12 protein-coding genes and 2 other annotated features are annotated in these 12,144 nt (G+C 37.9%); of the genes, 2 read left to right on the plus strand and 10 right to left on the minus strand.

What is annotated here, in order from left to right; genetic code table 11:
* Positions 1 to 155: 155 nt before the first annotated feature.
* The 4 genes from N7548_RS06765 to N7548_RS06780 all read right to left on the minus strand — a co-directional run bounded on the left by N7548_RS06765 (position 156) and on the right by N7548_RS06780 (position 3,820).
* Positions 156 to 1,262 (minus strand): GGDEF domain-containing protein, encoded by a 1,107-nt coding sequence (locus N7548_RS06765; RefSeq protein WP_263608713.1) that lies wholly within the window; start codon positions 1,260 to 1,262, stop codon positions 156 to 158.
* 106 nt (positions 1,263 to 1,368) lie between these two features.
* Entirely contained in the window at positions 1,369 to 2,484 is a 1,116-nt protein-coding gene (locus N7548_RS06770) for a GGDEF domain-containing protein (RefSeq protein WP_263608714.1), read from the minus strand.
* Positions 2,485 to 2,517: 33 nt separating this feature from the next.
* Entirely contained in the window at positions 2,518 to 2,985 is a 468-nt protein-coding gene (locus tag N7548_RS06775) for a hypothetical protein (protein ID WP_263608715.1), read from the minus strand.
* An 82-nt stretch (positions 2,986 to 3,067) separates the two neighbouring features.
* Positions 3,068 to 3,820 carry a hypothetical protein gene (locus N7548_RS06780; RefSeq protein ID WP_263608716.1) on the minus strand — a complete coding sequence of 251 codons (753 nt, stop codon included), beginning with the start codon at positions 3,818 to 3,820 and terminating at the stop codon, positions 3,068 to 3,070.
* Between the two features lie 105 nt (positions 3,821 to 3,925).
* Positions 3,926 to 4,173, plus strand: a binding site (T-box leader).
* 63 nt (positions 4,174 to 4,236) lie between these two features.
* Between N7548_RS06780 and trpB the strand changes: the two genes are divergently transcribed.
* Positions 4,237 to 5,412 carry a tryptophan synthase subunit beta gene (gene trpB, locus N7548_RS06785; protein WP_263608717.1) on the plus strand — a complete coding sequence of 392 codons (1,176 nt, stop codon included), beginning with the start codon at positions 4,237 to 4,239 and terminating at the stop codon, positions 5,410 to 5,412.
* Here trpB and N7548_RS06790 read toward each other — a convergent pair.
* The 6 genes from N7548_RS06790 to N7548_RS06815 form a co-directional block, all read right to left on the minus strand.
* Positions 5,401 to 6,099, minus strand: coding sequence for a YaaA family protein (locus tag N7548_RS06790; RefSeq protein WP_263608718.1), 699 nt, complete (start codon positions 6,097 to 6,099; stop codon positions 5,401 to 5,403). The two genes, trpB and N7548_RS06790, sit on opposite strands and share 12 nt — an antisense overlap.
* A 27-nt stretch (positions 6,100 to 6,126) precedes the next feature.
* Positions 6,127 to 6,873, minus strand: coding sequence for an amino acid ABC transporter ATP-binding protein (locus N7548_RS06795; RefSeq protein WP_263608719.1), 747 nt, complete (start codon positions 6,871 to 6,873; stop codon positions 6,127 to 6,129).
* Entirely contained in the window at positions 6,863 to 7,540 is a 678-nt protein-coding gene (locus N7548_RS06800) for an amino acid ABC transporter permease (protein ID WP_263608720.1), read from the minus strand. The genes N7548_RS06795 and N7548_RS06800 overlap by 11 nt, the downstream gene beginning before the upstream one ends.
* A gap of 2 nt (positions 7,541 to 7,542) precedes the next feature.
* Positions 7,543 to 8,343: a transporter substrate-binding domain-containing protein gene (locus N7548_RS06805; protein WP_263608721.1), complete on the minus strand. Its 801-nt coding sequence runs from the start codon at positions 8,341 to 8,343 to the stop codon at positions 7,543 to 7,545.
* A 164-nt stretch (positions 8,344 to 8,507) separates the two neighbouring features.
* Positions 8,508 to 8,716 (minus strand) — a binding site (T-box leader).
* Positions 8,717 to 8,770: 54 nt separating this feature from the next.
* Positions 8,771 to 9,667, minus strand: coding sequence for a hypothetical protein (locus N7548_RS06810; RefSeq protein ID WP_263608722.1), 897 nt, complete (start codon positions 9,665 to 9,667; stop codon positions 8,771 to 8,773).
* A gap of 128 nt (positions 9,668 to 9,795) precedes the next feature.
* Positions 9,796 to 11,199: a flotillin family protein gene (locus N7548_RS06815; RefSeq protein WP_263608723.1), complete on the minus strand. Its 1,404-nt coding sequence runs from the start codon at positions 11,197 to 11,199 to the stop codon at positions 9,796 to 9,798.
* 238 nt (positions 11,200 to 11,437) lie between these two features.
* Between N7548_RS06815 and N7548_RS06820 the strand changes: the two genes are divergently transcribed.
* Positions 11,438 to 12,106, plus strand: a complete 669-nt coding sequence (locus N7548_RS06820; protein WP_263608724.1) for a transposase — start codon at positions 11,438 to 11,440, stop codon at positions 12,104 to 12,106.
* Positions 12,107 to 12,144: the final 38 nt, after the last annotated feature.

The raw sequence follows: 12,144 nt of genomic DNA on the forward strand, positions 1-12,144 counted from the left end.
TCATAGGTATACTAGTTTTTACGAACTCAAGGTTCAAATTTTTTAACTACGCCTTCGCCTTCATTTTACTACCATTCATATAAATATAAAAGACTAAGAGATGTCTCCTAGTCTTAGTATACGAAAACACATCTTCTCGCAAAGGAAGATGTGTTTTATTCTTCTGTGTACATTTCGATTCTGTTTTTACCATATATTTTTGCTTTGTAGAGCGCGATATCGGCGTAGTCAATGACTTTCATGTAAGTCGTTTTTGATAAGTCTACTTCATTGTGAAATCCAATAGATACGGTAACTTCATGTTTGGTTTTTTGATTGATTATTTTTGAGTTTAAGATATCCTGACAAATATTTGATAGACATGTTTGAATTTGCTCATTGGTTTGATTGGTAAAAACACCGATGAATTCTTCCCCACCAAATCGGGCAAAGAAGGCATTAGGATTGACATGATTTTGTATGATATAACCGAGTTGTTCTAGAACATTGTCTCCTTCTAGGTGTCCATAGGCATCGTTGTATAATTTAAAATCATCGATATCAATTAATGCTACCCCCAGGGGAATATGGTTATTTTTATTATCATTAAATACTTCTTCAATGTGCAAGTTGAAAGCGCGTCTGTTCGGCAGTTTTGTCAACTCATCTAAATGGCTGTAGGCGATGAATAATTCTTTTAGGTATAACTCTTTTCTTCTAAGCTTGATAACCATCAAATTAATGGGGATACCAATCAATTGACTCACAAAAATAATGAACGTGTTTAAAATAAAAACATCCTGTTCTTGTTTCGTGAAAAGCGCGTGAATGACAATGAAAATTACCCCTGATAGTGTAATAAATAAAATCAAATCCAAATTTTTAAGTAAAAATAAGGTTGGATACATGACCAGAAATAGTATCAAAAATAACGGAATAATATTGTTATCTAAATAGACGGTCATATAGATTAATCCTATCGACATCAAACTCAAAAATATTAATACATACCTATAGGTATGCTTAACATGGATTTTATTGTACTTTAATGCATGGTTTGAATAAAGTGCGGTTATGATGAACAACAAATATAAATAGATGAAACCCAACATAATCATGGTGTCATTCATTAAGAAATTCAAAATACCAACGGTAAAAACAGCATTGATGAACAATGACAGGATTGCGGCCATTCTTAAGTTTTCAAGGGTGTCCTTTGCCAAGTTATAAGCATTTTTCTTCAAATAACTCGCTTTGATTTCATCTTGTAGGGATTTATTCATATTATTCCCCTCTACTGTAAGTACGCATAAGGATTTTAGCACATTTTTAATAAAAAAAATAGTTTATAATTATAAAATGAAAAAAGTCCATAATTTCGGACTTATTTCATTTTTTAGGTTTTTGTTGATACATTCTTTGGTCAATCAAATTCATAAACTTATCAAATTGCTGATAATCGCCTTCAAAACGGCCATATCCTATGGAAATACCCAATTTGAAGTCTAATGTTTTTTGCTCATTAAAAGCCCGAATATTTCGATGTACCTTAGCCATCAATTCGTCGATATTGATTCGACGTTGATCATCCATCAAAACGATGAACTCATCCCCACCTAACCGTGCAATGATGTCTTTGGAATCCAACTCCATCTTGACCAACTGTACAATGGTTTTCAAGGCGAAATCACCAGCACTGTGGCCATAAGTATCATTGATTTCTTTCAAATGATTTAAATCAAAATAAAGAGCATTTGTTGGGTGTTTGTCTTTGAGTTTTGCAAGACGGCTGATGTGTAAAAAGAAGGTTTCACGTGTCCAAGCACCTGTTAGAAAATCCAAGTGAATGACCCTTTGTTGTAAGAATAGATACATCAATATCAAAGCGAACGCTACACTTGGCCATATGGTTAAGATGCCGTAAAAATTGCCTTGTATCGCACCACCAACCATTGGTAATGTAGTAATGACATGCAATAAAATTTTATCTTGTTTCGTGATGATTTTTCGGTTTTTGATGACGATAAAGAGTGAAAACAACACATACATATAAGTAACAATCGTAACCAGCCAGTACCATTCATTTCGGACATATTGACCATCCACAACAGCGAACACTACTTTTGTCCAAGGGTTGGTCAAAACAATGATTAGATTAACGACTTGAGGGAAAAATAACAACCAGTGGATTAAACTTTTACGCTTAATATTCGGCGCGAACATCGAACGAATGAGGTAAAACCAGGATAAGGTTAATATCGGTCCTACAGAAAACAATACAGTATTTAAGGCGATGGCTAGAAACACCGAGAGTTCGTCGTTCTTCCCATCGATGATCATGGTATATGCTTCTATCAATAATATGAATACGATGATTCCTGAGGTAATCAAATACGCCTGTGAGATCGTATCTTTACGGTTTAACCTAAAATAGGCGATTACAGCGACAAGGGTAAGCAAAAAGGCGGTCATGAAACTGACGTCGGTTTGATAATACAGTTGCATAGCATCGCCTCCTAATACTATTTATTATACTACTTATAATTTACATTGACTTCTTTTTATTTCACGAAGTAACCAAAAGAAACCGATCACCAATAATCCCAAAGAAATCAGCTTATACGGTAAACCTGCTAACGGTAACACAGCGACTGAAAATGTAATCCCAATGACCGCGAAAAATGCGATCACACAGGACGTACAACCATAGGTCAATACCCCAAATAACACGGAAAACATGGTCATAAATGTACCTTTGCCTTCTTTTTTGGTTAAATCTACCAATGCACTCGATAAGTTAAACATAAACGCCGATACCAATGACATGACGATGTTTAATCCAATATTTAGATACACTAAATAGGATCCATATTCCACTGACATCTCGTAATAACCACCGTTCAAACTGTCTAATAGAAAATAAATCACCATAAAAAATATAGCGTAAATCGCAAATGAGACCAAATACTTCACTGAGGTTTGTTTTTTTAGCACTAAGCTTAACATAATGTAATTCTCCTTTATTCACATGTAAGTCTATTATATCAAAGATATATTTTGAAACACTAATTAACGCTTATTTATGGATTTATAAGGATGAATCACACAATTCAAGTATGGTTTGAACCATGGCTTCATTTGGGTTAAAATGGGTCTTCAAAAAGGTAACAGCCGCCTTCGCTGACTCACGATTTTTGGTATAGCCTTGTTTAAAAGTGGAAAGTGTGTCAAATGCTTCTACAAAGCGATTTTCGATTCTTCTTTCACTCACAAATGGATCGATTAAAATCGGTTTTGTAGGGTATATATCTTGAAACAATTCACTGATCAAACCAGATGCGTAAACTTGAATAAACGTAAATGCACTCGCGGTTTCACCACGGTGGTCACGTTTGAGTCCAATGTATAAATTGGTTAACGCTTCATTCATTAAAAATTCAGAAGAACGTCTTTGAATATTGGGTACTTTTTTAGGGACAATCCAATTCAAATCAAAGGATGATTTCGCAAAAATCACTTTACCTTCTGTAAACGCAATCTCAGGTAATTCTTCTGCTTCAAATACCGCAAATTCAGCGAACACATCGCCTTTAAACAACACCTTATATCCATCTCTAGTATTCCTAAATTGGAATAAGATGGGTTCGACAGCGAGCCAGGACAAATCACTGATAAACGCTTGTTTATGTCCAGTCTCAACGATTAAGAAAAAATCCATATCCGAATAGGCATCCATTCGACTGATTTCTGACATACTGCCAAGACCTAATAAACATAATACGTTAGGGTTCGTTGAGACAAATTGTCCTAATCGATTTAAATAATCAAACGCTTTTGACATAGTTTCACATCCTCATGTCTTCATTATACAAAACATGATATAAATATCATTCAAAATTTTGGTAAAAATCGCTTGATTTTCGTTTTTGGTTTCCGTATAATGAGATTAAATTCGATGACTGAGATGAGTAATTCAGGTAAACGTATCCAAGCGAGTGCATGAGGGTGAAAGATGCATATACCGACTAACTGAATGAATGGACTCACGAGAAGCTAGGGGAAATGATAGTATCCGATGCCGTAGCCTACGTTATCAGGCAAAAATATTAAAGTCTTCAATGATGGCGTATTTTGTAATAAGGAGAATTTTTATTCTCAAATTTGGGTGGTACCACGAGCACTTTCGTCCCAATACAACGAGTGCTCTTTTTTTATACCTAAATCACAAATACTCAAGGCTTTAAGGAAAGGTCTAAGATGGAATTTGGTAGTTTTGGTGGACAATTCGTCCCCGGTAAGATTTTGGATGCGGTCAAGAAAGTTGAACAGGCTTATGAAGAAGCCATGAAAGACCCATCATTTTTAGAGGAGTACAGACAGTACTTAAAAGAATATGTCGGCAGACCTTCACTGCTTTATGAAGCAAAACGTTTAACTGAACACTTGGGTGGGGCACGTATTTTCTTAAAACGTGAAGATTTGAACCACACCGGTGCACATAAAATTAACAACGTTTTAGGTCAAGCGTTGTTGGCTAAACGCATGGGCATTAAGAAACTCATCGCTGAAACCGGTGCGGGTCAACATGGGGTTGCTACCGCGACAGTTGCCGCACTCATGGGCATGGCATGTGAAATTCACATGGGGGCTGTCGATGTTGAAAAACAAAGTTTAAATGTGTATCGTATGAAGATGTTAGGGGCTAAAGTAGTGGTCGTTGAAGAAGGCTTAAAAACCCTTAAAGAAGCCGTAGATAGTGCTCTAATCACATGGGCTAATGAACTTGACACAACCTTTTATTTGATTGGTTCTGCTGTCGGACCACACCCATACCCAATCATGGTTAGAGAATTCCAAAAAGTCATTGGTGAAGAAATCAAAGCTCAACTGCAAGCCACTGAACAACGTCTTCCTGATTATGTACTGGCTTGTGTGGGTGGTGGATCCAATGCCATCGGAGCATTTTATGATTTCATTCAAAACCCATCGGTGAAATTGATTGGTGTGGAAGCCGCAGGTGATGGCGTAGATACCAAGCGCCACGCCGCTACCATGACTTTGGGTAAAACAGGTATCATCCACGGGATGCAAACCAAAGTCTTGTTAGAAGACGATGGTTCAATCAGTGAAGTCTATTCGATTTCAGCTGGTTTAGACTACCCAGGGGTAGGTCCTGAACACAGTTATTTGGAATCCATCCATCGTGTTCAATATGTCGCCGCAACCGATCAAGAGGCAGTGGATGCGTTCATGTTACTCACCAAAACCGAAGGCATCATCCCTGCAATTGAGTCATCTCACGCGGTTGCATACGCAATTAAACTCGCCCCAACGCTACCAAAAGAAAACATCCTCGTCATCAACCTTTCGGGTCGAGGAGACAAGGATGTTAAACAAATTGCGAGATTTTTAGGTGAAACATTAATCGATTAATTTGATATAGTTTAAGTGATAACCGTCAACCTGAAGTGTATACCCATTAAACGTTTGAGGTAAGTCAGAAATAGTATCGATTCGATTCTTCACAACATGGCGTAACAAAGCCCCACGTTGTTGTTTATTGAAAACTGAAATGGCTTTGCATTGACCTTGTTTACAGTCCATAAAATGCACTTCATAAACCGGTGTGAATGCACTGATTTTGGATGTAAATTCATCGCTAGCCAAACTGAGGATGGGTTCAACCTCTCCTTTGAACGTATCCTCAAATAAAGGCTTCCATAAATGATTTAAATCCAAACCGGATATCGTAAAATCCAAACGATACGGTTTTATCCAATCGAGCGGACGAATGATGCCATAAAGGGCATCGATGATGTATACATGCTGATTCAAATAAGCTCTTTCTGCTTCACCCAACGTATCGGCATACAATGCCTTATACGATTCACCATAATAATAATCGATGGCGATATACCCTGGGTGTTTGTTGAAATGCTTGTAATAGGCATGTACTTCATTGGTCAAATCAGGGCTAATCTTGAATTTTTTAGAAACCATTTCTTTGGTCCATTTTGAAATTGTTTTAACCAAATTGAGTGTTTGTTTATGCTTGATGATAACACCTTCATGAGGGTTAGCCTCACGAAAGCTTTTGGCAGGTGCGAACAGGATTTTCATAACCAATCCTCCTAATCCTACATACCATTATAATGGATTTAATACACTTTTCAAAAATGCTGCTGTTCTTTGTTCTTTGGGTTGATTGAAAATGACTTCAGGTGTGCCTTGTTCAATGACTTTCCCTTGATCCATGACAATGATTTCATCGGCGAATGCTTTCGCAAACCCCATTTCATGGGTCACGACTATCATCGTCATCCCGGAATGAACCAGGTTCTTCATGACTGAAAGAACCTCTCCAATCATTTCAGGGTCTAAAGCCGATGTGGGTTCATCAAACAACATCACTTCTGGGTGCATCGACAACGCTCTCGCAATCGCGATACGTTGTTTTTGACCCCCAGACAATTGATTGGGATAATGGTTCTTCTTTTCAAGTAAACCTACTTGTTCCAGGAGCCCCAATGACACTTCAGTCGCGTTTTTGTAATCACGATTTAATACGTGCATTTGAGCACTGTTGATATTCTCTAACACCGTCATGTGTGGAAATAGGTTGAAGTTTTGAAAAACCATACCCACACGTTCACGGTGTTTTTCTATGGGGTAAGACTTCGCTGTGATGTCTTGACCATCTTTATAGATATGGCCACTGGTTGGTTTTTCCATGAGATTGAGGGTTCTTAATAAAGTGGATTTACCTGAACCTGATGGTCCAATAATCACATAGACTTGATTCTTTTGGAGTTCTAAGGACACATCATTGATCGCGACGGTACCATCTGAGAACACTTTCGATATATGTTCGATTGAAAATAGATTATTTTGCATCGGATTTCTTGAGTCTCCTTTCAAGAGCACCCATCAACTTCGCGGTTGGGAAGGTGAGCACAAAATAGAGTACAGCTACCACTATATAAGTTTCTTTGACCGCATACGTACCGGCCTTGACCATCGATGCCATGTACATAAGTTCTGCAATCCCTAAATACATGAAGATGGATGTTTCCTTGATCATGGTGACAAACTCATTGCCGAGGGCTGGAATGATGTGCTTGATGGCTTGAGGTAGGATAACCACACGCATGGTTTTTGATTTTGAGAAACCTAAACTGAGGGCTGCCTCGGTTTGACCACGGTCTACCGATAGAATCCCCCCACGAATGATTTCAGAAACATAGGCTGATGAATTGATGAGTAACGCCAACATCCCTGGAATGAATGAGGATAAGTCAATCCCTAAAAACAACGTTACTGGTAATTTTATAAATGAATAGATTAATAAAACTTGAACCAATAATGGGGTACCACGAATGATTTCGACATAGGTGGTGCCCATTAAATTGAATATTTTTTGACTAGATAGTCGCATCAATGCAGGGATCAATCCCAACATCGATCCCAATACAACGGAAATGATGGCCAATAATAAGGTCATCAATAACCCACTAAACAGTAAACCTATATAATATGGATCTAAAATAAAACTAAAATCCATGATTAACTATTGAGAATGATCGCATCTGCGACGATTTGATCCATTTTACCGGATTCGATTAAAGAAGTTAATACTGTATTGATGACTTTGAGTAATTCTGAATTGCCTTTTTGAACTGCAACTGCAGAGCCCCCATCTGGGTCACCAATCTGAATATTCGCGATGGCTAAAGACGTTTGGTTGAATACATAGCCATCCGCGACAGGTTTTTCCATAATTACCGCATTCACTTGACCATCCATCAGTCTCATGACCAAATCTGGAATGGATTGAATGAACGATGTTTGAGCAACACTGAATGTATCTGTTGCTAAATCTTGTTGAATCGAACCCATTTGTGCGCCGATACGTACGCTTGCTTGATCTAAGGATTCAATCGATGTATAGGTGTTTACCATGGATTTTTGAATGAGAATCACTTGGGTTGCTTCATAATATACCATTGAGAAGTCGACTTGTTGTGCGCGTTCTTCGGTAGGTGTCATCCCTGCTAAAACAAAATCTACTTTCCCGTTTTCTAAGTCATCCAATAAAAAGTCAAACCCTTTATTGACGACTTTTAAGTTTTTGCCTAATGCTTTTGCAATTTCTTTAGCGATTTCGATGTCGATACCGACCAATGTGTTTTTACCATCGACTTGTTTTGGCCACTCATAAGGTGGGTAGTCTGCCGATGTTCCGAGTGTGATGAACCCTTCATAAGAGTCATCTAAGATGTAGGTGTAAATATTGGATGATGTGCTGCATCCGCTTAAAATCCCTACAAATAATAGTAAAGCTGTGATGAATAATCCCTTTTTCATATTTTTCCTCCTGTGAAAAAGATTTTTTATTTGCCAAGGACGGATAAACCGCGGTGCCACCTTGATTCTGGAAAACTCCAACACTCGAACCGTTAACGCCGGTATACGTTTAAATCTTTCTTGGGTTTTTGGGTACTAAAAATAAAAAGTCCCTAGCATTATATGCTAAGGACGAAATATCGCGGTACCACCTTAGTTCTAGAATTAAAAAAATCCTAGCCCTCATATCGTTAACGCCGACGTACGTTTAAACCTCAAGACTTCGATTTAAAAGCTCCCAAGCACGTTCATTGGTTAACGCACCAGTTCACACCAACCACTGGTTCTCTTCAGCTGTTAATCGCCAATTACTACTCTTGTTCATCGCTTGATTCATATTATAGAACTTTTTTTTAGATGTGCAAGCGATTTTGTGTTGAAAACGTTTTTACTCGATGACAGTTCTGGTATCTTCTTCAGATTGAACCTTCTTAAATATGGTAGGTAAGCTGAACAAACTGATGAGTAAACCGATACCGAGGCTTTGTAAAAGGATCGGTCCAATTTCAGGATCAGAATACACAACCACATAATTACCAAATACGATTGCACCACCACTATTCACAATCACATAAGTAGCGATGACAATATTGGCGAAAATCACCCCAAATATCGTGGATCCAATGATGATATATTTGGTGTAGTTTACAACGACACCACCCAGTTTTTTATAAAAGTAGAAAGCACTATAGCCAATCAATACACCCAAAATGGCTGCAAAGAATCCTACAAATAGATCCACTAAAATCCATGGAATCGCGCCAATCGCTGCCCCCAATAGTGCACCGAAAAGCGATTTTGCAAAAGGATTTTTCTTCACTTCAACGGGTGCATTCGCCAGTTCTTGAATGGCATTTTGTTTACAGGCTTCATGACCTTTGACCGTTATACCATTGATGGAAACCGTGGTATCAGGTTCACCTTGTTCACAAAATGGACAAAGGGTGTGTGGTTGAATCGATAATTTTTGGAGAACAGCAACCAAACCGTCTGTGTATTCTTTAAGACTTTGAAGATTTAATCCTTTGAGACTGCCTTGCCATAAGAAAGTCACCATCGAAGCATTGGACTGAGTCACACTCAACTTTAATGATTTTGATGGTCCCTTCAATTCATTCTTTAAAACTGTGATATTTTGTTGTGTTGCAACCAGTGGAATCATAAAAATGTGCTGATTCGCAATTTGATTTTCGACAAAGTTGAATTGATAACCCTCAATTTCTTTATAAGCAATGTTGCCTTTGATGGTTGCACCAAACTCGGTCATTTTACGTAGAGTTGCCATAATTTCCTCCCAAAAATAATATTTTATTATTCAACATCCGAAATTATGATAACACATATTTTATAAATATTCTATTCATTTTCATAAAAAAGAAAGCGCGATTTTTCGCGCTTCTCCAATTCATTTTGTTATTCTTTTGGTTCGTCTTTTTGAGTCAATTTGCCAGTCGCGAATCCAGCTAGTAAGCTTGCAAGGTCTAAACCAGTCGCTTCTTTCACGGATTCCAACACTTTGGTACTTGAATTGACGATGTCGCCCATGAGTTTGGTGTTGTTACCATCCCCGTACATAACAATCTTATCTACTTTAGTTAACGGTTCAGCAGCTGCTCTGACGATGTTTGGTAATACATCAGACTTAAGGACTAAATCAAGGACAGCGGCAGATTCCATCTTCTTCATCGCTTCGGCTTTCTTTTCAATCGCTTCAGCTTCAGCTAGACCGACAGCTTGTATACCGATCGCTTTTTGTTCTTGAGCATACTTTTCAGCTTCGGCTTGTAGTTTAAGACCGCGCGCAGCTCTTTCTTGTTCAGCCAGTAACGCTTCAGCTTCTTTGGTTCTGACGAATAATTCGGCTTCTGCTTTTTGTTCTCTAGCATAACGTTCTGCTTCAGCAGATTTCTTAATGCGTGCTTCAAGGGTCTTTTCTTCAACTTCAACTTCTTTACCACGAAGTTCAATTTCTTTATCACGACGCGCAATTTCCGCATTTTGTTTTGAAATGTTGATGGTTTTCGCTTCGTTCGCAAATTGGATTTCATAAGAAGCATCAGCAGTCGCTTTCGCGATATCTGCCTTTTGTTTCAATTCAGCTTGTCTTAATGCAAGTGAGTTGTTTTGTTGTTCGATTTCAAGTTCAGCTTTAATTCTCGCGTCGTTTGCAAGTTCTTTGGCTTTTGAAACAGCGATTTCAACTTCTTTTTCGGAGTTGGCTCTTGCGATCGAAGCATCCTTACGGATTTGTGCAATGTTGTCGACCCCAAGGTCATCAATAACGCCATTCTTATCTGCGAAGTTTTGGATGGTGATGTTGACGATGTCTAGCCCCATCTTCTTCATGTCTGCTAATGCAGATAGCTTCACTTGTTCAGCAAACTTATCACGGTTTTGAACGAGTTCACGTAATTTCATTTGACCAATGATTTCACGCATGTTACCTTCTAATACTTCTTTAGCGATTTGTTTAACATCTTCTAATGATCTGGTTAAGAAAATTTCCCCAGCGAGACGGATGGATGCTTCATCGGATTGAATCTTGATGTTTGCTACACCATCGACGAAGATATTGATAAATTCATTGGTTGGTACAGCTGAAGAGGTACGAATATCTACCTGAATAAGGTCAAGTGGTAAATAGTCGATTCTTTGAATAAATGGGATACGAATGGTCGCTTTCCCAGTAACGATACGGGACCCTCTTGGTCCGGTGATGATGACGGCCTTGTCAGGACGAACCTTGACATAGGACATGACAAATAAAACAACGAGTAATGCAATAATAATTCCTAGAGCAGTTAAAACTTGTGGCATGTGTTCATCTTCCTTTCAACGTATTCATTTTATAATAAAATACGGGTATATGCAATATGTTTTAAAAAAAACTATAAATTTACATTCTTTATCTCTCATAACTGCAACCTTAAGCGGTTATGGGTTTTTTTATGTTTTAATCCATTTAGGCCGATAATACGCCATAAACAGATAAAAATTTAGCGTTTTTTTGCCTTTATGGATGAATAAGTGATATAACTAATATAGAGGTGTTTGTATGCCAAGAATGGCTCGAAACAAAATCTCATCGACCGTTTTTTTGGTCATTCAAAAAAGCGAACTCAAACTGTTTCGTGACGATCAAGATCGGAAACAGTTTTTAGCCTTGCTTAAAGAAACCAAATCCAAGTATCAATTTGCCTGTTACGGCTTCTCTTTATGCGACGATGACCAATTCGGTTTAATCATTCATGTCAAGCATCAAACGATTTCTAAAATCATGCAATCCTTGATGATTGCCTATGCGAAATATTACGCCAGTGAAGAAAAACTCTACAAAGAACGATACAAGAGTTATCCAATTAAAAATAAAGCCGATATGGACAAAGCTTTTGATCAATTACATAAAAAAGATTCCCCATATGCCTCTCTTTGTTATTATAAAGGCGCACGTGAGGACTCGATGCAGTTGATTGATTATTACACCAATCAACCATTCGATATCAAACCCATTCAAAAATTAGAAATTCCAGAAAAAATCAAACTATTGTGTGATGATCACCACTGTACTCGTGAAGACATCCAAAATAATAAAGAATTGAGAAACCAATGTATTCTCGAAATATATCGTGAAACGGGCTGCAGTTTAAAAGATTTAGCTGTCTTATTTGAAATTAGCCCTTCTATGGTCTCCAAAATCATCAAATCAGAAGCAAACCAGTTGTAATTCAACATTCGTCCCCTTATAATAGGAGTGAAAGGTGG

Origin of the sequence: Paracholeplasma manati (genome assembly GCF_025742995.1) — a bacterium.
GTDB lineage: Bacteria > Bacillota_I > Bacilli_A > Acholeplasmatales > UBA5453 > Paracholeplasma > Paracholeplasma manati.

Bases quoted from the DNA above. Each gene is read 5' to 3' on its own strand.
- N7548_RS06765 (WP_263608713.1), bottom strand. From the start codon at position 1,262: ATGAATAAATCCCTACAAGATGAAATCAAAGCGAGTTATTTGAAGAAA.
- N7548_RS06770 (WP_263608714.1), bottom strand. From the start codon at position 2,484: ATGCAACTGTATTATCAAACCGACGTCAGTTTCATGACCGCCTTTTTG.
- N7548_RS06775 (WP_263608715.1), bottom strand. From the start codon at position 2,985: ATGTTAAGCTTAGTGCTAAAAAAACAAACCTCAGTGAAGTATTTGGTC.
- N7548_RS06780 (WP_263608716.1), bottom strand. From the start codon at position 3,820: ATGTCAAAAGCGTTTGATTATTTAAATCGATTAGGACAATTTGTCTCA.
- trpB (WP_263608717.1), top strand. From the start codon at position 4,237: ATGGAATTTGGTAGTTTTGGTGGACAATTCGTCCCCGGTAAGATTTTG.
- N7548_RS06790 (WP_263608718.1), bottom strand. From the start codon at position 6,099: ATGAAAATCCTGTTCGCACCTGCCAAAAGCTTTCGTGAGGCTAACCCT.
- N7548_RS06795 (WP_263608719.1), bottom strand. From the start codon at position 6,873: ATGCAAAATAATCTATTTTCAATCGAACATATATCGAAAGTGTTCTCA.
- N7548_RS06800 (WP_263608720.1), bottom strand. From the start codon at position 7,540: ATGGATTTTAGTTTTATTTTAGATCCATATTATATAGGTTTACTGTTT.
- N7548_RS06805 (WP_263608721.1), bottom strand. From the start codon at position 8,343: ATGAAAAAGGGATTATTCATCACAGCTTTACTATTATTTGTAGGGATT.
- N7548_RS06810 (WP_263608722.1), bottom strand. From the start codon at position 9,667: ATGGCAACTCTACGTAAAATGACCGAGTTTGGTGCAACCATCAAAGGC.
- N7548_RS06815 (WP_263608723.1), bottom strand. From the start codon at position 11,199: ATGCCACAAGTTTTAACTGCTCTAGGAATTATTATTGCATTACTCGTT.
- N7548_RS06820 (WP_263608724.1), top strand. From the start codon at position 11,438: ATGCCAAGAATGGCTCGAAACAAAATCTCATCGACCGTTTTTTTGGTC.